At 65.8% G+C, this 26576-nt stretch carries 21 protein-coding genes and 1 rRNA gene; 21 read left to right on the forward strand and 1 reads right to left on the reverse strand.

Features of this window, described 5'->3' with window-relative positions; genetic code table 11:
- Positions 1-292: 292 nt before the first annotated feature.
- The 3 genes from rrf to J8I35_RS12890 all read left to right on the forward strand — a co-directional run bounded on the left by rrf (position 293) and on the right by J8I35_RS12890 (position 4661).
- A 5S ribosomal RNA gene (rrf, locus tag J8I35_RS12880) occupies positions 293-405 on the forward strand.
- 369 nt (positions 406-774) lie between these two features.
- A complete protein-coding gene (locus J8I35_RS12885) occupies positions 775-2850 on the forward strand; it encodes a molybdopterin oxidoreductase family protein (RefSeq protein ID WP_209925704.1) in 2076 nt (691 codons plus the stop codon).
- 137 nt (positions 2851-2987) lie between these two features.
- On the forward strand, positions 2988-4661 hold the full coding sequence (locus tag J8I35_RS12890) for a long-chain fatty acid--CoA ligase (RefSeq protein ID WP_050013913.1): 1674 nt from the start codon (positions 2988-2990) through the stop codon (positions 4659-4661).
- A gap of 280 nt (positions 4662-4941) precedes the next feature.
- Here the strand turns inward: J8I35_RS12890 and J8I35_RS12895 are convergent, their stop codons facing one another.
- Positions 4942-6093: a porin gene (locus tag J8I35_RS12895; protein ID WP_050013912.1), complete on the reverse strand. Its 1152-nt coding sequence runs from the start codon at positions 6091-6093 to the stop codon at positions 4942-4944.
- 276 nt (positions 6094-6369) lie between these two features.
- Here J8I35_RS12895 and coq7 point away from each other — a divergent pair, with 276 nt between their 5' ends.
- The 18 genes from coq7 to lpxC all read left to right on the forward strand — a co-directional run bounded on the left by coq7 (position 6370) and on the right by lpxC (position 26538).
- On the forward strand, positions 6370-6996 hold the full coding sequence (coq7, locus tag J8I35_RS12900; protein WP_209925705.1) for a 2-polyprenyl-3-methyl-6-methoxy-1,4-benzoquinone monooxygenase: 627 nt from the start codon (positions 6370-6372) through the stop codon (positions 6994-6996).
- Between the two features lie 385 nt (positions 6997-7381).
- Positions 7382-7810, forward strand: a complete 429-nt coding sequence (gene mraZ / locus J8I35_RS12905) for a division/cell wall cluster transcriptional repressor MraZ (protein WP_006487094.1) — start codon at positions 7382-7384, stop codon at positions 7808-7810.
- 23 nt (positions 7811-7833) lie between these two features.
- Complete coding sequence (gene rsmH, locus J8I35_RS12910; protein WP_209925706.1) at positions 7834-8775, forward strand: 16S rRNA (cytosine(1402)-N(4))-methyltransferase RsmH; 942 nt, start codon at positions 7834-7836, stop codon at positions 8773-8775.
- Positions 8772-9113, forward strand: a complete 342-nt coding sequence (gene ftsL, locus J8I35_RS12915; protein ID WP_089488145.1) for a cell division protein FtsL — start codon at positions 8772-8774, stop codon at positions 9111-9113. Before rsmH ends, ftsL begins: the two co-directional genes overlap by 4 nt.
- Entirely contained in the window at positions 9110-10957 is a 1848-nt protein-coding gene (locus J8I35_RS12920; protein ID WP_124637943.1) for a penicillin-binding protein 2, read from the forward strand. The genes ftsL and J8I35_RS12920 overlap by 4 nt, the downstream gene beginning before the upstream one ends.
- Positions 10954-12501: a UDP-N-acetylmuramoyl-L-alanyl-D-glutamate--2,6-diaminopimelate ligase gene (locus J8I35_RS12925; protein ID WP_124594246.1), complete on the forward strand. Its 1548-nt coding sequence runs from the start codon at positions 10954-10956 to the stop codon at positions 12499-12501. The genes J8I35_RS12920 and J8I35_RS12925 overlap by 4 nt, the downstream gene beginning before the upstream one ends.
- Positions 12498-13904: a UDP-N-acetylmuramoyl-tripeptide--D-alanyl-D-alanine ligase gene (murF, locus tag J8I35_RS12930; RefSeq protein WP_124651653.1), complete on the forward strand. Its 1407-nt coding sequence runs from the start codon at positions 12498-12500 to the stop codon at positions 13902-13904. The genes J8I35_RS12925 and murF overlap by 4 nt, the downstream gene beginning before the upstream one ends.
- 16 nt (positions 13905-13920) lie before the next feature.
- Positions 13921-15090, forward strand: a complete 1170-nt coding sequence (gene mraY / locus J8I35_RS12935; protein WP_006477019.1) for a phospho-N-acetylmuramoyl-pentapeptide-transferase — start codon at positions 13921-13923, stop codon at positions 15088-15090.
- 28 nt (positions 15091-15118) lie between these two features.
- Positions 15119-16627 carry a UDP-N-acetylmuramoyl-L-alanine--D-glutamate ligase gene (gene murD / locus J8I35_RS12940; protein WP_209925707.1) on the forward strand — a complete coding sequence of 503 codons (1509 nt, stop codon included), beginning with the start codon at positions 15119-15121 and terminating at the stop codon, positions 16625-16627.
- Positions 16624-17907 carry a putative lipid II flippase FtsW gene (ftsW, locus tag J8I35_RS12945; protein ID WP_050013904.1) on the forward strand — a complete coding sequence of 428 codons (1284 nt, stop codon included), beginning with the start codon at positions 16624-16626 and terminating at the stop codon, positions 17905-17907. The genes murD and ftsW overlap by 4 nt, the downstream gene beginning before the upstream one ends.
- Positions 17904-19007 carry an undecaprenyldiphospho-muramoylpentapeptide beta-N-acetylglucosaminyltransferase gene (gene murG / locus J8I35_RS12950; RefSeq protein ID WP_050013903.1) on the forward strand — a complete coding sequence of 368 codons (1104 nt, stop codon included), beginning with the start codon at positions 17904-17906 and terminating at the stop codon, positions 19005-19007. The genes ftsW and murG overlap by 4 nt, the downstream gene beginning before the upstream one ends.
- Positions 19004-20401 carry a UDP-N-acetylmuramate--L-alanine ligase gene (murC, locus tag J8I35_RS12955; RefSeq protein ID WP_050013902.1) on the forward strand — a complete coding sequence of 466 codons (1398 nt, stop codon included), beginning with the start codon at positions 19004-19006 and terminating at the stop codon, positions 20399-20401. Before murG ends, murC begins: the two co-directional genes overlap by 4 nt.
- A 1-nt stretch (position 20402) precedes the next feature.
- A complete protein-coding gene (locus J8I35_RS12960; protein ID WP_050013901.1) occupies positions 20403-21344 on the forward strand; it encodes a D-alanine--D-alanine ligase in 942 nt (313 codons plus the stop codon).
- 19 nt (positions 21345-21363) lie between these two features.
- A complete protein-coding gene (locus J8I35_RS12965) occupies positions 21364-22116 on the forward strand; it encodes a cell division protein FtsQ/DivIB (RefSeq protein ID WP_006477014.1) in 753 nt (250 codons plus the stop codon).
- A 26-nt stretch (positions 22117-22142) separates the two neighbouring features.
- Positions 22143-23375, forward strand: a complete 1233-nt coding sequence (gene ftsA, locus J8I35_RS12970; protein WP_006487138.1) for a cell division protein FtsA — start codon at positions 22143-22145, stop codon at positions 23373-23375.
- Between the two features lie 112 nt (positions 23376-23487).
- Positions 23488-24684: a cell division protein FtsZ gene (ftsZ, locus tag J8I35_RS12975; protein ID WP_006487140.1), complete on the forward strand. Its 1197-nt coding sequence runs from the start codon at positions 23488-23490 to the stop codon at positions 24682-24684.
- Between the two features lie 189 nt (positions 24685-24873).
- Positions 24874-25380, forward strand: a complete 507-nt coding sequence (locus tag J8I35_RS12980; RefSeq protein ID WP_011544504.1) for a peroxiredoxin — start codon at positions 24874-24876, stop codon at positions 25378-25380.
- Positions 25381-25620: 240 nt separating this feature from the next.
- Positions 25621-26538 (forward strand): UDP-3-O-acyl-N-acetylglucosamine deacetylase, encoded by a 918-nt coding sequence (lpxC, locus tag J8I35_RS12985; RefSeq protein WP_124556620.1) that lies wholly within the window; start codon positions 25621-25623, stop codon positions 26536-26538.
- The last annotated feature ends 38 nt before the right edge of the window (positions 26539-26576 follow it).

A 26576-nucleotide genomic window follows, 5' to 3' on the forward strand; every position in this document is an offset into this window, starting at 1 on the left:
TCAGGTGTGTAAGCGCAGTAATGCGTTCAGCTAACTGATACTAATTGCCCGTAAGGCTTGATCCTATAACAAGTCTGCCTTGTCGATGATCGTTAGTGCTTCAGCACTTACGAGCATCCCACGCAGAGCGTCGAGCAGCGAAGCTGATCGATGCGGCGCGCCGGTTGAAGTACCGGCGACCTGCGTAGCAAGACGAGACAAGTTGAATTCTCGTGTGTGATACACACAACCTAAATTACTGCTTCTTCCCAGATTGGTTCTGTTGGCCACGCCAGCAGGACAACCCCCTTTGCCTGATGACCATAGCGAGTCGGTCCCACCCCTTCCCATCCCGAACAGGACCGTGAAACGACTCTACGCCGATGATAGTGCGGATTCCCGTGTGAAAGTAGGTAATCGTCAGGCTCCCCTCAAGCCAAGAACCCCCGCCCGAACAGGCGGGGGTTTTTGCATTTCGGCGTCCCAAAAAGCATGTGGTGAGGTGTTACCGAGGCTACGTACGCCGGGCTCCTCTGCCGCAAACCATTGCAGCGTCCAACTGCCTCAATCGCTTCCATCTCCAGCGATTCCGCCGATTATTGATCATATCTTCGATCAAAACCGCAATTTGCTCCCCGCAAACGTATATCGACGAGCGCGATTGCGCGACCCGCTTCCTGCAGCCAGCTACCCGTCCCGTCTTCGGTCAAATAATCCAAAATCCGTGCGAAATGAACGCTTTATTCGACGTCCCCACGTAAAATTTGCGAATCCCCATCTCTGCATTCAAAAACGATGAACGCCGCCACCCAGATAGCCCGGGCCGTTTGCCCGCATGATTGTCCGGACACGTGCGCAATGCGGGTGACCGTCGAGAACGGCAAGGCCATCAAGGTCACCGGCGATCCCGATCATCCGCCGACGCAGGGTGTGTTGTGTACGAAAGTCAGCCGATACGCGGATCGCGTTCATCATCCCGATCGCCTCACCGTCCCGCTCAAGCGCGTCGGCGCGAAGGGGGAAGGGCGCTTCGTGCCGATTAGCTGGAGCGAGGCATTCGACGAGATCGGGCGTCGCCTCGGTGAAATCGCCGAGCGCGCGCCGGAAGCAATCATGCCGTACAGCTATGCGGGGACGATGGGGTTCGTGCAAGGCGAGGGCATTGCCCAGCGCTTCTTCCACAAGCTCGGCGCGTCGCGGCTGGAGCGCACGATCTGCTCGGCGGCCGGCGCGGCGGGGCTGCGATACACATACGGCGGTAGTGTCGGCATGCACGTCGAGCACTTCGAGGAAAGCGAGCTGATCCTGATATGGGGCGCGAATCCGATTGCATCGAGCCTGCACTTCTGGACCCGCGCGCAGGAAGCGAAGCGTCGTGGCGCGCATCTTGTCGCGATCGACCCGTACCGTTCGCTCACCGCGGAGAAATGTCATCAGCACATTGCACTGAAGCCCGGTACCGATGGCGCGTTTGCGCTCGGCATGATGTACGTGCTGATTACCGAAAACCTGCTCGATCACGATTACATCGCCGACCACACACTCGGCTTTGACGCACTCAAGGCGCGCGCCTTGTCCTACCCGCCGGAACGCGTTGCGCAGATCTGCGGCATCGACGCATCGGAGCTGGTCGACCTTGCGCGTCGCTACGGCGCCACCCGCAAGGCATCGATTCGCCTCAACTACGGCATGCAGCGCGTTCGCGGCGGCGGCAATGCCGTGCGCGCAATCGCAAGCCTGCCGGCATTGACGGGGGCGTGGCGCGATCGGGCGGGTGGCCTGCTGCTCTCGTCGTCGGAATCGGCGCCCGTCAATCAGGCGACGCTGGTGCGTCCGGACCTGATGCCGGGTTGGCCGCACAAGCTGCCGCGCATCATCAACATGAACGCGCTCGGCGATGCGCTGCTACACCCGGGCGACGCGACGTTCGGGCCGAAAGTCGAAGCGGTGATCGTGTACAACTCGAATCCGGTGGCGGTTGCGCCGGACTCGTCGAAGGTTGCCGCGGGCTTCGCACGTGACGATTTGTTCACGGTCGTTCTCGAACACTTCAAGACGGATACGGTCGATTTCGCCGACATTGTCTTGCCGGCGACGACGCAGCTCGAACATCTGGATGTCCATAAGTCGTACGGCCATACCTACGTGATGGCCAACCTGCCGGCGATTCCGCCGGTGGGAGACGCGCGACCGAACACGGAGATCTTTCGCGGAATCGCGCGCAGCATGGGACTCGACGAGCCCGCGCTCTATCACAGCGACGAAGAGGTCGCGCGTGCGGCGCTTCGCTGGGACGATCCGGCGCTCGACAGCGACTGGGACACGTTGAAGCGCGCAGGCTGGCTGAAGCTCAAGCTGCCGGAAGCGCCATTCGCGAACGGCGGTTTCCGCACACCCTCCGGCAAGTGCGAGTTCTACAGCCCGCGGCTCGAGCAGATGGGCTTGGACCCCGTCCCTGACTATCTGCCGCCGTTCGAATCGGCCGAAGCCGCGCCCGAGCTTGCCGCACGCTATCCACTGGCGATGATTTCGCCGCCGGCCCGCCACTTCCTGAACAGCACGTTCGTGAACGTCGACAGCCTGCGTTCGACGGAAGGCGAGCCGCACCTCGACATGCATCCGTCCGACGCCCGCGCGCGCGGCATCGCAGAGGGAGACGTCGTCCGTATCTTCAACGACCGCGGATCGATGCAGGCGCTCGCGCGAGTAACCGATCGCGCGCGTGCCGGGCTCGTCGTCGGGCTGTCGATCTGGTGGAAGAAGCTGTCGCCGGACGGCAGGAACGCGAACGAGGTGACGAGCCAGGCGCTGACAGACCTGGGCAATTCGGCGACGTTTTACGATTGTCTTGTGGAAGTTGAGCGGATTTGATCGAATATCGCCGTATGATCAGACGAAATTGATATGCAAGTTCGAAGTGGACATCTAACCCTGTTGTCTCGGGGCGGGGGAGCCGTTACGATGCGTTTTAGCACGACCATTCGAAAATCTGTGAGGAGACGCGCGGTATGGATCAAATTTGGCTGAAATCGTACCCACCCGGCGTTCCAGCCGAAATTGACGCCTCTCCTTATCCGTCCGTGCCGGACCTGCTCGACGAGAGCTTCCGGCAGTACCGAGACCGTACCGCGTTCGTCTGCATGGGCAAGGGCATCACGTACGGCGAACTCGACAAGCTGTCGCGCGAGTTCGGCGCGTGGCTGCAATCCCGCGGCCTGGCTCGCGGGGCGCGCGTCGCGATCATGATGCCGAACGTGCTGCAATACCCGGTCACGATTGCCGCGGTCCTGCGTGCCGGCTACACGGTCGTCAACGTCAACCCGCTCTATACGCCGCGTGAGCTCGAGCATCAGCTGAAGGACAGCGGTGCGGAGGCGATCGTCATCCTGGAGAATTTCGCGTCGACGCTGCAGGCCGTCATCGCCAATACGGCCGTCAAGCACGTGGTCGTCGCGTCGATGGGCGACCTGCTGGGCATCAAGGGCTGGCTCGTCAATTACGTCGTGCGCAACGTGAAGAAGATGGTGCCTGCGTGGCAACTGCCGTCGTTCACGCGCTTCAAGGCCGCGCTGTCGGAGGGCGGGCGACAGGGCTTCAAATCGCAGAAAATCGGCCCCGACGACGTCGCGTTCCTGCAGTACACGGGCGGGACGACCGGCGTGGCGAAGGGCGCGACGCTGCTGCACCGGAACATCGTGTCGAACGTGCTGCAGGCCGGCGCGTGGCATCAGCCGGCTCACGACAAGTACCCGGACGTGAAACAGTTCGTGACGGTTGTCGCGCTGCCGCTGTATCACGTGTTCGCGTTGACCGTGTGCGGTTTCCTGACGATGCGCACGGGCGGGATGGGTATCCTGATCCCGAACCCGCGCGATATCGGCGGCATGATCAAGGAGTTGAAGGGCTACCAGATCTCGACGATTCCGGCCGTCAACACGCTGTACAACGCGCTGCTGAACCATCCGGAATTCGGTCAGCTCGACCTGTCGAAGCTCGTGATCGCCAACGGCGGCGGCATGGCGATCCAGGAAGGCGTCGCGAAGCGCTGGTATGAAAAGACCGGTACGGCGATCATCGAAGGATACGGGCTGTCCGAAACGTCGCCGGTGGCGACCTGCAACCCTGTGACGGCGACCGAATACAGCGGCACGATCGGCTTGCCGCTGCCGTCGACCGAAGTCGCGATCCGAGACGATGCCGGCAACGACGTCGCGCTCGGCGAGCCGGGCGAGATCTGCATCCGTGGCCCGCAGGTGATGGCCGGCTACTGGAACCGGCCCGACGAGACCGCGAAGGTCATGTTCGCGGACGGCTTCTTCAAGACGGGCGACGTCGGCGTGATGGATGCGCGCGGCTACGTGAAGATCGTCGATCGCAAGAAGGACATGATTCTCGTGTCCGGCTTCAACGTCTATCCGAACGAAGTCGAGGACGTGGTGGCGTCGCATCCGGGCGTGTTCGAGGTGGCGGCAGTTGGCGTGCCGGACGAGCATTCCGGCGAAGCCGTGAAGCTGTTCGTCGTCAAAAAGGATCCGGCGCTGACCGACAAGGACATCCTTGCCTACTGCAAGGAGCGGCTCACCGGGTACAAGCGGCCGAAGCTGGTCGAGTTCCGCACGGAGCTGCCGAAGACGAACGTCGGCAAGATCCTGCGGCGCGAACTGCGCGACGGACGTGCGTAACGCACGCAACGATGCGGTTGAACGAAACGCCCGGCCTGTGCCGGGCTTTTTGTTTGCGGCTGCGGGTGATTGACCAGGAGGCGCCTGTTTCGTGCGAGCGGCGGCGCAAGCCTCGCGTTTCGACCTGACGGCCGGGACGGCGTACCGCGACGCGCGTCTACCGCCACCCGCGGACCGATCGATTCACCGCCCGGCCACCAATCGACATCCCCGCCGCGCCAGCAAAGAAAAAGGCGCCCGAAGGCGCCTTCAATATGCTGCGGCTTGTCAGACAAGCTGATTAGAACTTGTGACGGATACCGACGCGTGCTGCGACCTGGTTGCTGGTGCTCGAACCTGCGAGACCGTTGATCGCCGCCGTTGCCTTCAGGACGTTGCCGTTCGAATCGAGCACGTTGCCCGATGCGTGCTGGTACACGCCGATCGCGTACACGTCCGTGCGCTTCGACAGGAAGTAGTCGACGCCCAGCGAGCCCTGGTGGTACTTGGCTGCCGAGTTGCCGTCGATCTTGCTGCCTTGCGTGTAGTCGTACGCGGCGCCGAGAATCAACGCCGGAGTCAACTGGTACTTGAAGTTGATTTCGCCGTTGTTGAACGTCGCGGTCTGGTTCACGAACGGGCCTGCCGAGAAGCCCTTGAACTTCGTGTTCGAGTACGTCGCGCCGATCGTCGCTGCGCCGAACGTGTACGCGCCGCCTGCACCGATGACCTGGTACGTGTTCGCGTTGTTCGCGTACGCGCCGTAGACCGGCGACGAGACCGACGACGATGCCGAGCCGTTGTTGAACATGCCGCCGAACTGGTTCGGCGTACGTGCGTTCAAGTAACCGACGCCGAGGACCAGCGGGCCGTTGTTGTAGCCTGCGCCGAGCGACCAGACCTGGTTCTTCGAGAACTGGCCTGCCTGGCCGCCGAAGCTGTACAAGCCGCCGAACGTGAGGCCGCCGTAGTTCTGGCTCGTGAACTTGACCGCGTTGTTCACGCGATACGCGTTGTTGAAGTTGTCGAGGTCGCCCGGGTGAGCGGCGATGTAGCCGCCCCACTGGTCGCCTGCCTCGAGCGGGCCGACGAAGTCGACGACGGAGTCGTACTGACGACCCAGCGTGACCGTACCGTACGGGCTCGACAGGCCGACGTAAGCCTGACGACCGAACATCAGGCCGCCCTGACCGAGCCGGCCGCTGTTCACGTCGAAACCGTTTTCGAGGGTGAAGATCGCCTTCAGGCCGCCACCGAGGTCCTCGGTGCCGCGCAGGCCGAAGCGGCTGCCTTGCATCACGCCGCTCGCCAGGCCGTACAGGTGCTTGCCGCCTGCGTTGTTGTTGAAGAGGAAGCCTTCATCGATGATGCCGTAAAGCGTCACGCTGCTTTGCGCATGAGCAGCGCCAGCGAACGCGCCCAGCGCGACGAGCGCGAGAAGCGACTTTTTCATTAGCGGATCTCCAAGAATCACTGAATTTTTTTGGCGGGGCGGATAGTTATGTTCTGTCGACGGGCCCCATCAACTTCGCAAGAAGTCGCACGTAATGTAGCAAAGCCGGTTTTTGCCACAAAGCGAAATGCTGCAGCTCAACGCCGCCATGTTTCCTTTATGCAACAATGGTTAAAATCACGGGTTAACCGCAATTTCCGCTGAATAATCAAGTCGGTTACGCAGCGGACTCGTGCCCTTGCCGCGCGCAGCGGCATCTGCAGCCAGGAGAACAGGATGGTGTTGGATGAACTGATCAGCGAATTCGATCGCGGCCTGCGATCGCTGACCGGCATTAGCCGGATGAGCCGGCCGGTGCCCGTGCCGGTCGATACGACGGACGTCGAGCTGACGCCCGCCGAGCGCACGCACGCGGCCGGCCTGATGCGCGTGAATCACGTCGGCGAGGTCTGCGCGCAGGCGCTCTACCAGGCGCAGAAGCTCACCGCGCGCACCGCGTCGGCGAAGGCGATGTTCGAGGAGGCCGCGCGCGAGGAGGAGGATCACCTCGCGTGGACCGCGCACCGCCTGAAGGAACTCGATTCGCGCCCGAGCCTGCTGAACCCGCTGTGGTATGCCGGCGCGCTCGCGATCGGTGTGGCGGCCGGCACGCTCGGCGACAAGGTCAGCCTCGGCTTCATGGCGGAGACGGAGCGGCAGGTCGAGAGCCATCTCGAAGGTCACATGTCCGAGCTGCCGGCGACCGACACCGCATCGCGCGCGATCGTCGAACAGATGCGGATCGACGAGGTGAAGCACGGCAAGGCCGCGACCGACGCCGGCGGGATCGAGCTGCCGCTACCCGCGCGGATGCTGATGCGCGCCGCGTCGAAAGTCATGACGCGCACTGCTTACTATCTCTGAGATTTGGCCGGGGTGGCGCAGGACGCCGCCCCGGTTCACCGCCCCCGATACCGTCCGCTCACTCCTCGTTTTCCCGCCCCCGAAAGCCCCGTCCGCACGCCAGTCTGGCCCGTCTTTCTCACGTATCACCTTCACAAGTTGCACTAGCTCATTCATTTATAACGGTTTTTGGAATGAGGGGTCGCATGAGCATGTGCGCGTAAGTCCTTGTTCTAACTAACAAAATTCGTCAAAAAAGCGGGCCGCTCCCTTGACCGTGCCACACCCTTCCTCTAAAGTGGGAGACAGTGTGAGAAAGTGTATTTTTGTGTGATTTAGCCGGCTGTTCCGGCTAAATTCTCAGCATTGAGCGGGTGCTTCGGTGCCCTGAACGGGAGAGCGGAAAGTGTTCCAAGGGGCGTCGGCGCTGACGCTCGATGCGAAAGGGCGGATGTCGGTGCCGGCTCGCTATCGCGAAGCGCTGCAAGGACAGGCAGAAGGACGGGTGACTGTGACCAAGCACCCGGACGGCTGCCTGTTGCTGTTTCCGCGCCCCGAATGGGAAGTGTTCCGCGCCAAGATCGCCGCGCTGCCGATGGACGCGCACTGGTGGCGGCGAATTTTTCTCGGCAATGCGATGGATGTCGATCTCGACAGCGCGGGCCGGATTCTCGTATCGCCCGAGCTGCGCATGGCAGCCGGACTGGAAAAGGAAGTCATGTTGTTGGGAATGGGTAGTCACTTCGAGCTGTGGGATTCGCAGACCTACAACGCGAAGGAGCAGGCGGCGATGGCGCAGGGCATGCCCGACGCGCTGAAGAATTTCACGTTCTGATTGCGGTGACGGAGACGCCCGCGATGGGAAATGAATTGCGGCATCGGACGGTGCTGTTGGATGAGGCGGTCGAGTCGCTCGTGACGCGGCCGGACGGCGTGTATGTCGACGGCACGTTCGGGCGCGGCGGCCATAGCCGCGCGGTGCTCGCGCGGCTGGCGTCGGGCGGGCGGCTGATCGCGTTCGACAAGGATCCGAGGGCGATCGAGACGGCACAGGGCATCGAGGATGCGCGCTTCTCGATCGTGCATGACAGCTTTGCATCGATGCGCGACGCGCTTGCGGCGCGCGGCGTCGAGAAGGTGTCGGGGGTGTTGCTGGACCTGGGCGTGTCCTCGCCGCAGGTGGACGATCCGGCGCGCGGCTTCAGTTTCCGCGCGGATGGTCCGCTGGACATGCGAATGGATCCGACGCGCGGCGAGTCGGCGGCCGAATGGCTCGCGCGGGCATCGGTGCAGGAATTGACGGAGGTGATACGGGATTATGGGGAAGAACGGTTTGCTTTTCAGATTGCAAAGGCGCTTGTTGCTCGCCGGGCAGAGTCCGACCGTCTTGGGCCTCTCGACACCACGGGCGAGCTTGCCCAAATCGTGGGTCACGTCGTCAAAACCCGTGAGAAGGGCAAGGATCCGGCAACCCGCACCTTTCAGGCTATACGGATTCACGTCAATCAAGAGCTTGCGGACCTGCAAGTCGTACTAGACGCGGCACTGTCGTTGTTGGAGCAAGGGGGGCGGCTGGTGGTCATCAGCTTTCATTCACTCGAGGACCGGATCGTCAAGCGATTCATGCAGGCGCACGCGAGTGCGCCTGCGATTGATCGTCGCCTGCCGATCCGCGCCGTCGACCTGCCGAGCCCGCCGCTCAAGATCATCAGCCGCCAGTTCCCGAGCGAAGCGGAAGTCGCCGCGAATCCGCGCGCCCGCTCGGCCGTGATGCGCATTGCGGAGCGCGTCACGCCATGAGCCGTCTCAATATCTTCCTGCTGATCATCGTGATGGGTTGCGCGCTGTCGGTCGTCAACTCGACGAACCAGCAACGCCAGATCTTCATCCAGCTGCAGCGCGCGCAGTCGCAGGAGCGTCAGCTCCAGCAGGACTACGCGCAGCTTCAATATCAGCAGAGCGCGCTGTCGAAGACGTCGCGCATCGAGCAGCTCGCGAACGATTCGCTGAAAATGCAGCCGATTTCGACCGGTCGCACGCAATACCTGACGCTGCCGGCGGGTGCGGCGAAGGCGATCGACGCGCCGATGGCGGCATCGGCCGACACGGCCGGCAAGGGCAACGGGGGCGCGCGATGAAGCCGTCCCCGAAGCGCCAGAACGTGAAGTTCTCGTCGAGCCCCGTGCTGGGCGTGCATTTGCCGATGTGGCGCTCGAAGCTCGTCGTGTTCCTGCTGTTCATGGCGTTCGTCGCGCTGACCGCCCGGGCGTTCTGGATCCAGGGGCCCGGCAACGCGTTCTATCAGAAGCAGGGCGAAAGCCGCTACCAGCGCACGCTCGAGCTGCCGGCCACGCGCGGCAAGATTCTCGACCGTAACGGGCTCGTGCTCGCGACGAGCTTGCCGGTGCGCGCGATCTGGGCGATTCCGGACGCGGTGCCCGACGATCTCGATACCGACAAGGTCAACCAGCTCGGCAAGCTCCTCGGCATGACGTCGAAGGAACTGCGCGTGAAGCTGTCGCAAGACAAGGGCTTCGTCTACGTGAAGCGCCAGGTGCCGATCGACGTCGCGGACAAGGTCGCCGCGCTCGACATTCCCGGCATCTATCAGCGCAACGAATACAAGCGCTTCTATCCGGAAGGCGAGATCACCGCTCACCTGATCGGTTTCACGAACGTCGAGGACGAAGGGCAGGAAGGCGTCGAACTGGGCGACCAGAAGATGTTGTCCGGCACGTCCGGCATGCGTCGCGTGATCAAGGACCGGATGGGACACATCATCGAGGATGTCGCCGAGCAGATCCCGCCGCACAACGGCACCGACGTCGACCTGTCGATCGACAGCAAGATCCAGTACATCGCGTACGCGAACCTGAAGGCCGCCGTCGAGAAGTTCAAGGCGAAGGCCGGCGCGGCGATGGTCGTCGACGTGCGGACCGGCGAAGTGCTCGCGCTCGTCAACTACCCGACGTACAACCCGAACGACCGTTCGCGCATGACGGGCGAGCAGTTGCGCAATCGGATCATGACCGACGTGTTCGAGCCGGGCTCGATCATGAAGCCGTTCACCGTGTCGCTCGCGCTCGATCTGCATCGCGTGACGCCGAACACGCTCGTCGAGACGGGCAACGGGCACTTCGTGCTCGACGGCGCGCCGATCACCGACGACGCGGGTTTCGGCACGCTGACGGTCGGCGGCGTGATCCAGAAGTCGAGCAACATCGGCGCGACGAAGATCGCGATGACGATGCGGCCCGAGGAAATGTGGAATATGTATACGAGCATCGGCCTCGGCCAGGCGCCGAAGGTCGGGTTCCCGGGCGCGGTGGCCGGCCGACTGCGTCCGTGGAAGAGCTGGCGCCGCATCGAGCAGGCGACGATGTCGTACGGCTATGGCCTGTCGGTGTCGCTGTTCCAGCTCGCCCGCGCGTACACGGCGATCGCGCACGACGGCGAGCTGATGCCCGTGACCATTTTCAAGACCGACCCCAATCAGCCGATCGCGGGCACGCAGGTGTTCAATCCGACCACCGCGCGCGAAGTGCGCGCGATGCTCGAGACGGTGGTCGCGCCGGGCGGCACGTCGCCGGATGCGGCCGTGCCGGGCTACCGCGTCGGCGGCAAGAGCGGTACCGCATACAAACATGAAGGTCACGGCTACACGCGCAAATACCGCGCGTCGTTCGTCGGGATGGCGCCGATGCCGAATCCGCGCGTCGTGATCGCGGTGTCGGTCGACGAGCCGACTGCCGGCAGCCACTTCGGCGGCCAGGTGTCGGGCCCCGTATTCTCGGCGATCGCCGGCGACACGATGCGTGCGCTGAACGTCCCGCCGAACATGCCGATCAAGCAGCTCGTCGTGTCCGACGATTCGCCGGAATCTGCTACCGCAAAGGGCCCGCAAAAGCTGGCCGCGGGCAGCGGTGCGAAGCATATGATCGTATCCAGCACGACACGTAATTCACCAGGAGTGGTTCGATGAGCGCCGCCCGCAGTTCCCATCCGGCGCATCAGCAGATCGCAGCCGCGCTCGCGTGGTTGCGTCAGCATGTGACCCCCGCGGCGCAACTGCATGCGGACACGCGCAGCCTGAAGGCTGGCGACGTGTTCGTCGCGTATGCGGTCGACGGGGCAGATAACCGCGCGTTCATGGCCGACGCCGTCGCACGCGGTGCGGCCGCCGTGCTGTATCAGCCGGAAGGGCTGAGCGCGGCACCGGCCGCGCCGGCCGTACCCGTCGCGCTCGCGGTGCCGGCGCTCGACCAGCTCGCCGGCGAGATCGCCAGCGGCTGGTACGGCGATCCGAGCGACAGCCTGCTCGCGATCGGCGTCACCGGCACGAACGGCAAGACGTCGTGCACGCAATGGATCGCCACCGCGCTGACGGCGTTGCACCAGCCGTGCGCGGTGATCGGCACGCTCGGCAGCGGGATGCCCGGCCAGCTCGTGCCGACCGGCTTCACGACGCCCGACGCGCCGCAACTTCAGCGCAGCCTTGCGCAGTTGCGCGGCGCGGGCGCGCAGGCCGTCGCGATGGAGGTGTCGTCGCACGCGCTGCACCAGGGGCGCGTGAACGGGACGGCGTTCGACATCGCGGTGTTGACGAACCTCACGCAGGATCACCTCGACTATCACGGCACGTTGGATGCGTACGAGGCGGCGAAGGCGAAGCTGTTCGCGTGGCGCGGTTTGCGCGCGGCGGTGATCAACCGCGACGACGCAGCGGGCCGTCGCCTGCTCGAGAAGCTGGCCGGCCGTGTGCGCACGATCGCGTATGGGATCGGGGACGTGCCGGCGCCCGACGCCGATCGCGAACTGATCGCGCTCGACGTGCGCGCGACCGCGACCGGCACCGCTTTCCGCTTGCGTTCGTCGTGGGGCGACGCGGACGTCGAGGTCGGCACGCTCGGCACGTTCAACGTCAGCAACCTGCTCGCGGTACTCGGCTCGCTGCTCGCGGCCGACGTGCCGTTCGACGCGGCCCTCGGCGAAATCGAGCGGCTCGAGTCGGTCAACGGCCGGATGCAGCGGCTCGGCGGCCGGCTGCAGAACGACGAGCCGCTCGTCGTGATCGACTACGCGCATACGCCGGACGCGCTCGAAAAGACGCTCGACGCGCTGCGCCCGATCGCCGCGGCGCGCGGCGGCCGGCTCGTCTGCATGTTCGGCTGCGGCGGCGATCGCGATGCGACGAAGCGTCCGCTGATGGGCGCGATCGCGGAGCGGCTCGCCGATGAAACCGTCGTCACGAGCGACAACCCGCGCAGCGAGGATCCGCAGCGCATCATCGACCAGGTCGTCGCGGGCATGACCGCGCCCGATCGCGCACGCCGGATCGAGGATCGCGCGAGCGCGATCCTGCAGGCCGTGCGCGGCGCCGCTCGCGAGGACGTCGTCGTGCTGGCCGGCAAGGGCCACGAGGCCACGCAGGAAATCATGGGCAAGAAGCGCACGTTCTCCGATCAGGATCATGCAAGGCTCGCGCTCGCCGCGCGCGCGACGCACGGCAAGGGAGGCGCCGAATGACGATGCTCAGTCTCGGCGAAGCCGGCCGCCTGATTCCCGGCGCCACCGTCCACGGCGACGCGGGCGTCACGTTCGACCGCGTGTCGACCGATAGCCGTACGGTCGGCCCGGGCGACCTGTTCGTCGCGCTGAAGGGCGAGCGCTTCGACGCGCACGATTTCCTCGGCGACGTCGCCGCGCGCGGGGCGACCGCCGCGCTCGTCGCGCACGCGCCCGCAGGCGTCGCGATGCCGATGATCGAAGGCGGCGAAACGCGTGCCGCGCTCGGTGCGCTCGCGCACGGCTGGCGGATGCGATTCCCGCTGCCGCTGGTCGCGGTGACGGGCAGCAACGGCAAGACGACCGTCAAGGAAATGATCGCGTCGATCTTCGCGGCGGCGGTCGGCGCCGACGCGCGGCTCGCGACGGCCGGCAACCTGAACAACGACGTCGGCCTGCCGCTGACGCTGCTGCGCTTGTCGGCCGTGCATCGTCTCGCGGTGATCGAGATCGGCATGAACCACCCGGGCGAAACCGACGTCCTCGCGCGTCTGACCGCGCCGACGGTCGCGCTCGTCAACAACGCGCAGCGCGAGCACCAGGAATTCATGGCGACGGTCGAAGCCGTCGCGCTCGAACACGCGGCCGTGATCCACGCGCTGCCGCCGGACGGCGTCGCGGTGTTCCCCGCCGACGACGCGTACGCGGGCATCTGGCGCGTTGCGGCGACCGGCAACCGGATCCTCGATTTCGCGCTGCACGACGTCGAACGGCAGAACGACGCGCAGGTGGTCGGCCGCGTGCACGGCGGCGAGCTCGCGATCGACACGCCGGCGGGCGCCGTCACGGTCCGGCTGCGTGCGCTCGGCGAGCACAACGCGCGCAACGCGCTGGCCGCGACGGCCGCGGCGCTCGGCGCCGGCGTCGCGCTGTCGGCGATCCGGCAGGGGCTCGAAGCGTTCGAACCGGTCAAGGGCCGGCTGCAGGTGAAGCAGGCGAGCGTCGGCAGCCTCGCGGGCGCGACGGTCGTCGACGATACGTACAACGCGAACCCCGATTCGATGCGTGCCGCGATCGACGTGCTCGCCGCGCATCCGGCGCCGCGCGTGCTGGTGATCGGCGACATGGGCGAAGTCGGCGACGAAGGGCCGGCATTCCACCGCGAGGTCGGCGCGTACGCGCGCGAACGCGGGATCGACGCGCTGTTCGCGCTCGGCGACGCATCGCGCGACGCGTGCACCGCCTACGGCGACACGGCACGCCATTTCGGCGACGTCGGCGCGCTCGTGTCGGCGCTGCTCGCGGCCGGTTACGGCGCGCAGGCGACGGTGCTCGTGAAGGGCTCGCGGTACATGAAGATGGAGCGCGTGGTCGACGCGCTGACGAACCAACCCGCGACGGGCACCGTGCCCGCCGCACACTGAGTAGAAGGAAGGAAGCATGCTGCTGGCGCTGGCGCAATGGCTGCAAGGAGACGCAAGCTTTTTGCGCTTGTTCACGTACCTCACGTTCCGGGCGGTGATGGCCACCATCACCGCGCTGGGGATCGGGCTCGTGTGCGGACCGTGGGTGATTCGCAAGCTGACGCAAATGAAGGTCGGGCAGGCCGTGCGCAAGGACGGCCCGCAGACCCACCTCGTCAAGTCCGGCACGCCGACGATGGGCGGCGTGCTGATCCTGATCGGCATCGCGGTCGCGACGCTGCTGTGGGGTGACCTGACGAACCGGTTCATCTGGATCGTGATGCTCGTCACGTTCGGCTTCGGCGTAATTGGCTGGGTCGACGATTACCGCAAGGTCGTCCACAAGGATCCGCGCGGGATGTCGTCGCGCGAGAAGTATTTCTGGCAGTCGGTGATCGGGCTGTTCGCGGCCGTCTATCTCGCGTTCAGCGTGTCCGAGGCGAACAACGTACGCGTGTTCGACCTGTTCATGGCATGGGTGAGGAGCGGCCTGTCGATGGGGCTGCCGGCGCGTGCCGACCTGATGCTGCCGTTCCTGAAGTCGATCAGCTACCCGCTCGGCGTGTGGGGCTTCATCGTGCTGACCTACTTCGTGATCGTCGGCGCGAGCAACGCGGTGAACCTGACCGACGGCCTCGACGGCCTCGTGATCATGCCGGTCGTGCTGGTCGGCGCGTCGCTCGGCGTGTTCGCGTACGTGATGGGTAGCGCGGTCTATTCAAAATATTTGCTGTTCCCGCACATCCCGGGCGCGGGCGAACTGCTGATCTTCTGTTCCGCGATGGGCGGGGCCGGGCTCGCGTTCCTCTGGTACAACACGCACCCCGCGCAGGTATTCATGGGCGACGTCGGCGCGCTGGCGCTGGGCGGCGCGCTCGGCACGGTCGCGGTGATCGTGCGCCAGGAAATCGTGCTGTTCATCATGGGCGGCATCTTCGTCGCGGAAACGCTGTCGGTGATGCTGCAGGTGTCGTGGTTCAAGTACACGAAGAAGCGTTACGGCGAAGGGCGGCGCCTGCTGAAGATGGCGCCGCTGCATCACCATTTCGAATTGTCCGGCTGGAAGGAAACGCAGGTGGTCGTGCGTTTCTGGATCATCACCCTGATGTTGTGCCTGTTCGGTCTGACCACCCTCAAGCTGCGGTAAAGGAAAGGTAACAAGGATGTCTGGCGAGATGTTTGGAGATCGGCAACGGCCGATGGTGCTCGTACTGGGGCTCGGGGAATCGGGTCTCGCGATCGCGCGATGGTGCGCGAGGCACGGGTGCCGGCTGCGTATTGCCGATACCCGCGAGGCGCCGCCGAACCTTGCCGCGCTGCAGGCCGAAGGCATCGATGCGGAGTTCGTTGGCGGGGCGTTCACGCCCGCGCTGCTCGACGGCGGCGTCGAGATCGTCGGGCTGAGCCCCGGGCTGTCGCCGCTCGAACCCGCACTCGCGGCGCTGGTCGCGGCCGCGAACGAGCGCGGTGTCGCGGTCTGGGGCGAGCTGGAATTCTTCGCGCAGGCGCTGCGCGCGCTCGGCACGAGCGGCTACCAGCCGAAGGTGCTCGCGATCACCGGTACCAACGGCAAGACCACGACCACGAGCCTCACGGGCTTGCTGTGCCACCGCTCGGGCAAGCAGGTCGCGGTCGCGGGCAACATCAGCCCGGCGATGCTCGATCGGCTCGCGAGCGCGATCGACGAAACCGCGCTGCCCGACGTCTGGGTGCTCGAACTGTCGAGCTTCCAGCTCGAGACCGCGCGCACGTTCGCGCCCGATGCGGCCGCGATCCTCAACATCACGCAGGACCACCTCGACTGGCACGGCGGCTTCGACGCGTACGCGCAGGCAAAGGGCCGGATCTTCGGCGCGACGACGACGCGCGTACTGAACCGCGACGACGCGGCCGTGATGAAGTTCGCGCCGGCAGCCGGCGCGGCCGACGCACCGCGCACGGTCACGTTCGGCCTGAACGAACCGACGCAGGACGGCGACTACGGGCTGTCGCGCGACAACGGCATCGCGTGGCTCGTGGAAGCCGTCGATCGCGACGCGCCGGATGAAGCGACGACGACCCGCCGGCGCAAGCGCGACGCGCATACGCCCGACATCGCACAGAAGCGCCTGATGCCGGCCGACGCGCTGCGCATCCGCGGGCTGCACAACGCGGCGAACGCGCTGGCCGCGTTCGCGCTCGCGCGGGCGATCGACCTGCCCGCCGCGCCGCTGCTGCACGCACTGCGCGAATACCGCGGCGAAGCGCATCGCGTCGAGGTGATCGCGACGATCGACGACGTCGACTACGTCGACGACAGCAAGGGCACGAACGTCGGCGCGACGGTGGCCGCGCTCGACGGACTCGCGCAGAAGATCGTGCTGATCGCGGGCGGCGACGGCAAGGGGCAGGATTTCGCGCCGCTGGTCGTGCCGGTCGCGCGCTGGTGCCGCGCGGTGATGCTGATCGGCCGCGACGCGCCGGCGATCCGCGACACGCTCGCCGAAACGGGCGTACCGCTTTCCGACCATGCGACGCTCGAAGGCGCGGTGCACGCGGCGGCCGAGCTGGCCGAGCCGGGCGATGCGGTGCTGCTGTCGCCCGCGTGCGCGAGCCTCGACATGTTCAGGAACTACGCCCATCGCGCGGAAGTGTTCCGCGCGGCGGTGGATGAAGTCGCCATCGACAAAGGAGCGACGTCATGAGCTGGTCCGATCGCCTCGTCTCCCGTTTCAACGACCGGCGCGACACCGGCGGCAATGCCGCGGGCGGCCGCGTCGCATCGGCCACGCGCGCCGCGACGGGCGGCCTCGCGAGCGTCGTCAACGGCGTGCGTCCGAGCCGTTCGCGGATGCTCGATTTCGACTATTCGCTGCTGTGGGTCGCGATCGCGCTGCTCGGGCTCGGCGTCGTGATGGTGTATTCGGCGTCGATCGCGATGCCCGATTCGCCGAAATACGCGTCGTATCACGATTACGCGTTCCTGATGCGCCACTGCGTGTCGCTTACCGTCGCGTTCATCGCGGCGGTGGTTGCGTTCCGCGTGCCGGTGTCGACCTGGGATAAATACGCGCCGCATCTGTTCCTGATCGCGCTGGTCGGCCTCGTGATCGTGCTGATCCCGCACGTCGGCAAGGGCGTGAACGGTGCGCGCCGCTGGATTCCGCTCGGCATCACGAACATGCAGCCGTCGGAAATCATGAAGCTCGCGGTGACGATCTACGCGGCGAACTACACGGTGCGCAAGCAGGAATACATGCAGAGCTTCGCGAAGGGCTTCCTGCCGATGGCGTTCGCGGTCGGCCTCGTCGGCGCGCTGCTGCTGCTCGAGCCGGACATGGGCGCGTTCATGGTGGTCGCCGCGATCGCGATGGGCGTGCTGTTTCTCGGCGGCGTGAACGGCAAGCTGTTCGGCGGCCTCGTCGCGACGGCGGTCGGCACGTTCACGATGCTTGTGTGGCTGTCGCCGTGGCGTCGCGAGCGGATCTTCGCGTATCTCGATCCGTGGGACGAGCGCTACGCGCAAGGCAAGGCCTATCAGCTCACGCACTCGCTGATCGCGTTCGGCCGCGGCGAGTGGTTCGGCGTCGGCCTCGGCGGCAGCGTCGAGAAGCTGAATTACCTGCCGGAAGCGCATACCGACTTCATCCTCGCGGTGATCGGCGAGGAACTCGGCTTCGTCGGCGTGCTGGTCGTGATCCTGCTGTTCTACTGGATCGTGCGCCGTGCGTTCGAAATCGGCCGCCAGGCGCTCGCGCTCGATCGCACGTTCGCGGGCCTGATGGCGAAGGGCATCGGCATCTGGTTCGGCGCGCAGACGTTCATCAACATGGGCGTGAACCTCGGGCTGCTGCCGACCAAGGGGCTGACGCTGCCGCTCGTGAGCTACGGCGGTTCGGGCATTTTGCTGAACTGCGTCGCGCTCGCGGTGCTGCTGCGCGTGGACTACGAGAACCGGGTGCTGATGCGCGGAGGGAAGGTATGACCGCGTCGCAACGCACGCTGATGGTGATGGCAGGCGGCACCGGGGGGCACGTGTTCCCGGGGCTCGCGGTCGCGCACCGGATGGAGGCGGCGGGCTGGCGCGTCGTATGGCTCGGCAATCCGGCCGGGATGGAAGCGACGCTCGTGCCGAAGCACGGCATTCCGATGGAGTACGTGCGGTTCGGCGGGCTGCGCGGCAAGGGCCTGAAGACCAAGCTGACGCTGCCGGTCAACCTGCTGCGCGCATGCTGGCAGAGCCTCGGCGCGCTGCGCCGCGTGCGGCCGGACGTCGTGCTCGGGATGGGCGGCTACATCACGTTCCCGGCGGGCGTGATGACCGCGCTGTCGGGGCGTCCGCTCGTGCTGCACGAACAGAACTCGATCGCCGGCCTGACGAACAAGGTGCTCGCGAAACTCGCGAAGCGCGTGCTCGTCGCGTTCCCCGGCGCGCTGCCGCACGCGGAATGGACGGGTAACCCGATTCGCGCGGAACTTGCGCACACGGAACCGCCCCAAGCACGCTATGCGTCGCGCAGCGGCCCGTTGAACGTGCTGGTCGTCGGCGGCAGCCTCGGGGCCGCCGCGCTGAACGAAGTCGTGCCGCGCGCGCTGGCGCTGCTGGCGCCGGGCGAGCGCCCGCGCGTCGTGCACCAGGCGGGCGTGAAGCACATCGAAGCATTGAAGGCGAATTACGAAGCGGCCGGTTTCGCGGCCGGCGAAGACGTGCGGCTCGTGCCGTTCATCGACGACATGGCGGCCGCGTATGCGGCGGCGGATCTGGTGATCTGCCGGTCGGGCGCGATGACGGTGTCGGAGATCGCGGCGGTGGGCGTGGCGGCGCTGTTCGTGCCGTTCCCGTACGCGGTCGACGATCACCAGACGACCAACGCCGCGTTCCTCGCCGATGCGGGCGCGGCCGTGCTGGTGCAACAACGCGACCTGTCGGCGGAACTGCTCGCCGACTGGCTGCGCAGCCAGTCGCGGGCATCGCTCGCGGAGATGGCGGAACGTTCGCGCTCGCTCGCGAAGCCCGAGGCCACCGACGAAGTCGCGCGCGTGTGCGCGAAGGCGGCCGGCGCGAACCTGGAACAACTGCAATGAAACACATCGTCAAACACATTCATTTCGTCGGGATCGGCGGCGCGGGCATGAGCGGCATCGCCGAAGTGCTCGTCAACCTCGGCTACGAGGTCAGCGGCTCCGACCTGTCGCGCAATGCGGTGACCGATCGCCTCGAGGCGCTGGGCGCGCGGGTCGCGATCGGCCACGACGCGGCGAACATCGAGGGCGCGAACGCGGTCGTCGTGTCGACGGCCGTGCGCTCGGACAACCCGGAAGTGCTGGCCGCGCGCCACCAGGGCGTGCCGATCGTGCAGCGCGCGGTGATGCTGGCCGAGCTGATGCGCCTGAAGCAGGGCATCGCGATCGCCGGCACGCATGGCAAGACCACGACGACGAGCCTCGTCGCGAGCGTGCTCGCGGCGGGCGGGCTGGACCCGACCTTCGTGATCGGCGGCCGGCTGATCAGCGCCGGCGCGAACGCACGGCTCGGCACGGGCGACTTCATCGTCGCCGAGGCCGACGAGTCGGATGCGTCGTTCCTGAACCTGTATCCGGTGATCGAAGTCATCACGAACATCGATGCCGACCACATGGACACCTACGGCCACGATTTCGCGCGGCTGAAGCAGGCGTTCATCGAATTCACGCAGCGCCTGCCGTTCTACGGCAGCGCGGTCGTGTGCGTCGACGATCCGAACGTGCGGCAGATCATCCCGTTCATCTCGAAGCCGGTCGTGCGCTACGGCCTGTCGCCGGACGCGCAGGTGCGCGCGGAAGACATCGACGCGCGCGACGGCCGGATGCACTTCACGGTGATCCGCGAAGGGCGTGCGCCGCTCGCGGTCGTGCTGAACATGCCGGGCCTGCACAACGTGCAGAACGCGCTCGCGGCGATCGCGATCGCGACCGATCTCGGCGTGTCGGACGACGCGATCCAGCTGGCGCTGGCGGAATTCAACGGCGTCGGCCGGCGCTTCCAGCGTTACGGCGACGTGCCGAGCGCGGACGGCGGCCAGTACACGCTGATCGACGATTACGGTCATCACCCGGTCGAGATGGCAGCGACGATCGCGGCCGCGCGCGGCGCGTTCCCGGGCCGCCGCCTCGTGCTGGCGTTCCAGCCGCACCGCTACACGCGCACGCGCGACTGCTTCGACGATTTCGTCAACGTGCTGTCGACGGTCGATGCGCTGGTGCTGACGGAAGTCTACGCGGCCGGCGAGGCCGCGATCCCGACGGCCAGCGGCGACGCGCTGTCGCGTGCGCTGCGCACGGCGGGGAAGGTCGACCCGGTGTTCGTCGCGACGGTCGACGACGTGCCGGACGCATTGGCGAAGGTCGCGCAGAACGGCGACGTGGTGATCACGATGGGCGCGGGTTCGATCGGCGGCGTGCCGGCGAAGGTCGTGCAGAACACGCAACAGAAGGGATGACATGAGCGGGATCGATCCGAAACGTTTCGGCAAGGTGGCGGTGTTGTTCGGCGGCGAATCCGCCGAGCGCGAGGTGTCGCTCACCTCGGGCCGCCTCGTGCTGCAGGGCCTGCGCGACGCAGGCGTCGACGCGCATCCGTTCGACCCGGCCGAGCGGCCGCTGTCGGCGCTGAAGGACGAAGGCTTCGTGCGCGCGTTCAACGCGCTGCACGGCGGCTACGGCGAGAACGGCCAGATCCAGGGCGCGCTCGATTTCTACGGGATCCGCTACACGGGCAGCGGCGTGCTCGGGTCGGCGCTCGGCCTCGACAAGTTCCGCACGAAGCTCGTGTGGCAGCAGACGGGCGTGCCGACACCGCCGTTCGAGACGGTGATGCGCGGTGACGACTACGCGGCGCGCGCGACGGAGATCGTCGCGAAGCTCGGCCTGCCGCTGTTCGTGAAGCCGGCGAGTGAAGGTTCGAGCGTTGCGGTGTTGAAGGTGAAGACGGCCGACGCGTTGCCCGCCGCACTGTCGGAAGCCGCGACGCACGACAAGATCGTGATCGTCGAGAAGAGCATCGAAGGCGGCGGCGAATACACCGCGTGCATCGCCGGCGATCTCGACCTGCCGCTGATCAAGATCGTGCCGGCCGGCGAGTTCTACGACTATCACGCGAAGTACGTCGCCGACGATACGCAGTACCTGATCCCGTGCGGCCTGCCGGCGGAACAGGAAGCGGAACTGAAGCGCATCGCGCGTCGCGCGTTCGACGTGCTCGGCTGCACCGACTGGGGGCGCGCGGATTTCATGGTCGACGCGGCCGGCAATGCGTATTTCCTGGAAGTGAACACGGCCCCCGGGATGACCGACCACTCGCTGCCGCCGAAGGCCGCGCGCGCGGTCGGCATCGGCTATTCGGAGCTGGTCGTGAAGGTGCTGTCGCTCACGCTCAACGACTGACGCAGGAACGGAACGACGTATGTGGAACAACGTTCGCCAACTCAACCTTGCCGCCAGCGCGCTGTACGCGCTGCTGCTGCTCGTGTTGGCGGCGGCCGGCTGCTACTGGCTGATCCAGCGCCCGACGTTCGCGCTGCGGGAGATCCGGATCGACGGCGACACCGAGCACATCAATTCGCCCACGGTGCGCGCGGGCGTGGTCGGCCGGCTGAAGGGCAATTTCTTCACGGTCGATCTCGATACGGCGCGCGCGGCGTTCGAGCAGATGCCGTGGGTGCGTCACGCGAGCGTGCGCCGGGTGTGGCCGAATGCGCTGGCTGTCACGCTCGAGGAGTACAAACCGCTCGGGACCTGGGGCAGCGATCAACTGGTGAGCGTCGACGGCGAGCTGTTCACCGCGAACCAGGGCGAGCTGGAGCAGGAACTGCCGGCGTTCGACGGCCCGGAAGGCAGTGCGAAGGAAGTCGTCACGCGGTATCGCGACTTCGGGAAATGGTTCGCGCCGCTGAAGGCGGCGCCGGAAGAAGTGACGCTGTCGGCGCGGTACGCGTGGACGGTGAAGCTGTCGAACGGCATGCAGGTCGAGCTGGGCAAGGAACGCAACAGCGACACGCTGCATGACCGGAGCCAGCGTCTGGTCGCCGCGTGGCCGGCCGTCACGGAGCGTTGGGGCAACGACATCGAGTACGCGGACCTGCGCTATCCGAACGGATTCGCGATTCGCGCGGCAGGCATGCGGTTCCTGACCGATACCGACAAGCGCAAGAAGTAACGAGAGATCACACGCAAGAGCACTTTATGAGCAAAGACTACAAGGATCTGCTGGTTTCCCTCGACATCGGCACGTCGAAGGTGGTGGCCATCGTCGCCGAGCTGAAGGGCGAGGGTCACTACGAGGTGATCGGTCTCGGCCAGAGCGAGTCGAAGGGTCTGAAGAAAGGTGTGGTGGTCAACATCGAGGCCACCGTGCAGTCGATCCAGCGCGCGCTCGAGGAAGCCGAGCTGATGGCCGACTGCAAGATCACCAACGTGTTCACCGGGATCGCGGGCAGTCACATCCGCAGCTTCAACTCGAGCGGGATGGTCGCGATCAAGGACAAGGAAGTCACGCAGACGGACGTCGCGCGCGTGATCGAGACCGCGAAGGCGATCAACATCCCGACCGACCAGCAGGTGCTGCACATCCTCACGCAGGAATTCATCATCGACGGCCAGGAAGACGTGCGCGAGCCGATCGGGATGAGCGGCATCCGGCTGGAAGTGAAGGTGCACATCGTGACGGGCGCGGTGAGCGCCGCGCAGAACATCGTCAAGTGCGTGCGCCGCTGCGGGCTGGAAGTGAACGACCTGATCCTGCAGCCGCTCGCGTCGTCGCTGGCGGTGCTGACCGAAGACGAGAAGGATCTCGGCGTGGTGCTGGTCGACATCGGCGGCGGCACGACCGACATCGCGATCTTCGCCGAAGGCGCGATCCGCCACACGGCGGTGATTCCGATCGCTGGCGACCAGATCACGAGCGACATCGCGATGGCGCTGCGCACGCCGACGCCGGATGCGGAAGACATCAAGGTCGGCTACGGGATCGCGAAGCAGGCGCTTGCCGATCCGGACGAAATGGTGGAAGTGCCGGGCCTCGGCGAACGCGGCCCGCGCACGCTGTCGCGCCAGGCGCTCGCGGCCGTGATCGAGCCGCGCGTCGAGGAACTGTTCTCGCTCGTGCAGCAGGTCGTGCGCGAATCGGGTTACGAAGAACTCCTGAGCTCCGGCGTGGTCATTACCGGCGGCGCGTCGATGATGCCGGGCATGGTCGAGCTCGGCGAAGACATTTTCCTGAAGCCGGTGCGCATCGGTGCGCCTGAATATGCAGGCGGCCTGTCCGACGTCGTGCGCAATCCGCGCTACTCGACGGCGATGGGGCTGCTCGTCGAAGGCAGTGCGCAGCGCATGCGCGGCCGCAAGGTCGCCGTGCAGTCCGGCAACGCGGGGCAGGTGTTCTCGCGGATGAAGGAATGGTTCCTGAGCAACTTCTGAAATACCGAATCGAAATTCGCGCTGGTGCCGGCGGCTGGCGCGCGACAGGGGGTTGCCCGATCTCCTGCCGAATAACGGCCGAGTAGCAGTCATTCTCTTGACGGAGGCAACAATGGAATTCGAAATGCTGGAAACCGAGACCAACGGCACCATCATCAAGGTGGTCGGCGTTGGCGGCGCTGGCGGCAATGCCGTCCAGCACATGATCAACCGCGGCGTGCAGGGCGTCGACTTCATCGTGATGAACACGGACGCGCAGGCGCTGTCGCGTTCGCGCGCATCGTCGGTGATCCAGCTCGGCAACACGGGTCTGGGCGCCGGTGCGAAGCCGGAAATGGGTCGTGCGGCAGCGGAAGAAGCGCGCGAGCGCATCGCCGACGCACTGCGCGGCGCGCACATGGTGTTCATCACGGCCGGCATGGGTGGTGGCACGGGCACGGGCGCGGCACCGGTGGTCGCGCAGATCGCGAAGGAGATGGGCATTCTGACGGTCGGTGTCGTCAGCAAGCCGTTCGAGTTCGAGGGCGGCAAGCGCATGCGCGTCGCCGAAGCAGGCTCGCAGCAACTGGAGGATCACGTCGACTCGCTGATCGTCGTCCTGAACGACAAGCTGTTCGACGTGATGGGCGATGACGCCGAGATGGACAAGTGCTTCCAGTGCGCGGACGACGTGTTGAACAACGCGGTGGCGGGTATCGCGGAAATCATCAACGTCGACGGCCTCGTGAACGTCGACTTCGAAGACGTGAAGACGGTGATGGGCGAGCAGGGCAAGGCGATGATGGGCACGGCGACGGTTGCCGGCGTCGATCGCGCACGCCTCGCGGCGGAACAGGCCGTGGCGAGCCCGCTGCTCGAAGGCGTCGATCTGTCGGGCGCGCGCGGCGTGCTGGTCAACATCACGTCGAGCCGTTCGCTGCGCCTGTCGGAAACGCGCGAAGTGATGAACACGATCAAGAGCTACGCGGCGGAAGATGCGACGGTGATCTTCGGTGCGGTGTACGACGACGCGATGGGCGATGCACTGCGCGTGACGGTCGTGGCGACGGGGCTGGGCCGTGCGGCGAAGAAGCAGCAGTCGGCACCGATGACGCTGCTGCGCACGGGTACGGACAACCAGCCGGTCAGCGCGGTGTCGCACGGCTATGCGCCGGCGCAACACGTCAGCACGGCCGACTACGGCGCGCTCGATACGCCGGCGGTGTGGCGCAACTCGCGCGAAACCGCGGCATCGCACGTGCAGGCGCTGCAGGAGAAGGGGGTGGACACGTACGACATCCCGGCTTTCCTGCGCAAGCAGGCTGACTGACGACGCACACAGGCGAAGCCGCGGCGAAGTTGCCGCGGTAACGCCGGCGTGACGGATGCCACGGACCACGACAGGCCGCGTCGGATGCGACGCCGGGCCGGGAAACGTGCCCTCTTCGCGTGAGCGGAGCGGGATGGGCCGTGCTGTCCGCGACACGCTGAAAAACCGTATCGCTATGAGGGACCAGCCATGATTCAAGTGGGCGACGCGCTGCCCGACGCGCAATTGTTCGAGTTCATCGACGATGCGCGCGAAGGGTGCACGCTGGGGCCGAACGCCTACAGCGTGCGCGACCAGGTTGCGGGAAAGCGGGTGGTGATCTTCGGATTGCCGGGCGCGTTCACGCCGACCTGCTCGGCGCAGCATGTGCCGGGCTACGTCGAACACGCCGAGCAACTGCGCGCGGCGGGGATCGACGAGATCTGGTGCGTGTCCGTCAACGACGCATTCGTGATGGGCGCATGGGGACGTGATCTGCACACCGCGGGCAAGGTGCGCATGATGGCGGACGGCAGCGCGGCTTTCACTCATGCGCTGGGGCTGACGCAGGATTTGTCCGCGCGTGGCATGGGAATTCGTTCCCTGCGCTACGCGATGGTGATTGACGGCGGTGTGGTCAAGACGCTGGCCGTCGAGGCGCCGGGCAAGTTCGAAGTGAGCGATGCGGCGAGTGTTCTCGCGACGTTGACGTCCTGATCGTGCGGTGCGCCGTTGCCTTCCGGCAACGCTGCTCACCGGCCGCAGGGCAGTTGTAACACGGGCCGATGACCGGAAACGCCTCCGTTCCGGGCATTGGCCCGTCCCGTATCGGCGCGGGTAAACAGACGAAACAGATTGATACGCAGTTTCAAACAGCGTTGAATTGGGAATTACGCTATAATCTCGCCTATCGAATATAACTCCTGATTGATATCTTCAATCAAGACGAAGAAGACCATGTTGAAGCAGCGCACCATCAAATCCATCGTGAAGACCGTGGGTATCGGTCTCCACTCGGGCCGCAAGGTCGAACTGACGCTCCGTCCGGCTGCGCCGGGCACGGGTATCGTGTTCACGCGCGTCGACCTGCCCACGCCCGTCGATATCCCGGCCTCCGCGATGTCGATCGGCGACACGCGGCTCGCGTCGGTGCTGCAGAAGGATGGCGCGCGCGTGTCGACGGTCGAGCACCTGATGTCGGCGTGCGCCGGCCTCGGCATCGACAACCTCTATGTCGACGTGACGGCCGAGGAAATCCCGATCATGGACGGCAGCGCCGCGTCCTTCGTGTTCCTGATTCAATCCGCCGGCATCGAAGAGCAGAACGCGCCGAAGCGCTTCATCCAGGTGAAGAAGCCGGTCGAAATCCGCGATGGCGACAAGTTCGCGCGTCTCGATCCGTATTTCGGCTTCAAGCTGAAGTTCACGATCGACTTCCGTCACCCGGCCGTCGACAAGACCGGCCAGGAATTGGAGGTCGATTTCGCGAATACGTCGTACGTGCGCGAGATCGCGCGCGCGCGCACGTTCGGTTTTGCCCATGAAGTCGAAATGATGCGCGAGCTGGGTCTCGCCCGCGGCGGCAGCATGGACAACGCGATCGTGCTCGACGAGTACCGGATCCTGAACAACGACGGGCTGCGCTACGACGACGAGTTCGTGAAGCACAAGATGCTCGATGCGATCGGCGACCTCTACGTGGTCGGCCATCCGCTGCTGGCATCGTACACCGCGTACAAGTCGGGCCACGGGCTGAACAATGCGCTGCTGCGCGAACTGCTCGCACACGAAGACGCGTACGAGATCGTGACGTTCGACGATCCGCAGGCTGCGCCGAAGGGGTTCGCGTTCGACGCGCAGACGGCCTTCGCGTGACCGGCATTCGTTACCGCAAGCGATAAAAAAGCGACCCT

Source organism: Burkholderia sp. CpTa8-5 (assembly GCF_017815045.1).
In the GTDB taxonomy this organism is placed as follows: Bacteria; Pseudomonadota; Gammaproteobacteria; order Burkholderiales; family Burkholderiaceae; genus Burkholderia; species Burkholderia sola.

Coding starts and splice junctions, on each gene's coding strand:
- murD (WP_209925707.1), top strand. CDS start 15,119: ATGTTTGGAGATCGGCAACGGCCGATGGTGCTCGTACTGGGGCTCGGG.
- J8I35_RS12925 (WP_124594246.1), top strand. CDS start 10,954: ATGAGCGCCGCCCGCAGTTCCCATCCGGCGCATCAGCAGATCGCAGCC.
- ftsW (WP_050013904.1), top strand. CDS start 16,624: ATGAGCTGGTCCGATCGCCTCGTCTCCCGTTTCAACGACCGGCGCGAC.
- coq7 (WP_209925705.1), top strand. CDS start 6,370: ATGGTGTTGGATGAACTGATCAGCGAATTCGATCGCGGCCTGCGATCG.
- J8I35_RS12960 (WP_050013901.1), top strand. CDS start 20,403: ATGAGCGGGATCGATCCGAAACGTTTCGGCAAGGTGGCGGTGTTGTTC.
- lpxC (WP_124556620.1), top strand. CDS start 25,621: ATGTTGAAGCAGCGCACCATCAAATCCATCGTGAAGACCGTGGGTATC.
- J8I35_RS12980 (WP_011544504.1), top strand. CDS start 24,874: ATGATTCAAGTGGGCGACGCGCTGCCCGACGCGCAATTGTTCGAGTTC.
- murG (WP_050013903.1), top strand. CDS start 17,904: ATGACCGCGTCGCAACGCACGCTGATGGTGATGGCAGGCGGCACCGGG.
- murF (WP_124651653.1), top strand. CDS start 12,498: ATGACGATGCTCAGTCTCGGCGAAGCCGGCCGCCTGATTCCCGGCGCC.
- ftsZ (WP_006487140.1), top strand. CDS start 23,488: ATGGAATTCGAAATGCTGGAAACCGAGACCAACGGCACCATCATCAAG.
- mraY (WP_006477019.1), top strand. CDS start 13,921: ATGCTGCTGGCGCTGGCGCAATGGCTGCAAGGAGACGCAAGCTTTTTG.
- J8I35_RS12890 (WP_050013913.1), top strand. CDS start 2,988: ATGGATCAAATTTGGCTGAAATCGTACCCACCCGGCGTTCCAGCCGAA.
- murC (WP_050013902.1), top strand. CDS start 19,004: ATGAAACACATCGTCAAACACATTCATTTCGTCGGGATCGGCGGCGCG.
- rsmH (WP_209925706.1), top strand. CDS start 7,834: ATGGGAAATGAATTGCGGCATCGGACGGTGCTGTTGGATGAGGCGGTC.
- J8I35_RS12920 (WP_124637943.1), top strand. CDS start 9,110: ATGAAGCCGTCCCCGAAGCGCCAGAACGTGAAGTTCTCGTCGAGCCCC.
- J8I35_RS12965 (WP_006477014.1), top strand. CDS start 21,364: ATGTGGAACAACGTTCGCCAACTCAACCTTGCCGCCAGCGCGCTGTAC.
- ftsL (WP_089488145.1), top strand. CDS start 8,772: ATGAGCCGTCTCAATATCTTCCTGCTGATCATCGTGATGGGTTGCGCG.
- ftsA (WP_006487138.1), top strand. CDS start 22,143: ATGAGCAAAGACTACAAGGATCTGCTGGTTTCCCTCGACATCGGCACG.
- J8I35_RS12895 (WP_050013912.1), bottom strand. CDS start 6,093: ATGAAAAAGTCGCTTCTCGCGCTCGTCGCGCTGGGCGCGTTCGCTGGC.
- J8I35_RS12885 (WP_209925704.1), top strand. CDS start 775: ATGAACGCCGCCACCCAGATAGCCCGGGCCGTTTGCCCGCATGATTGT.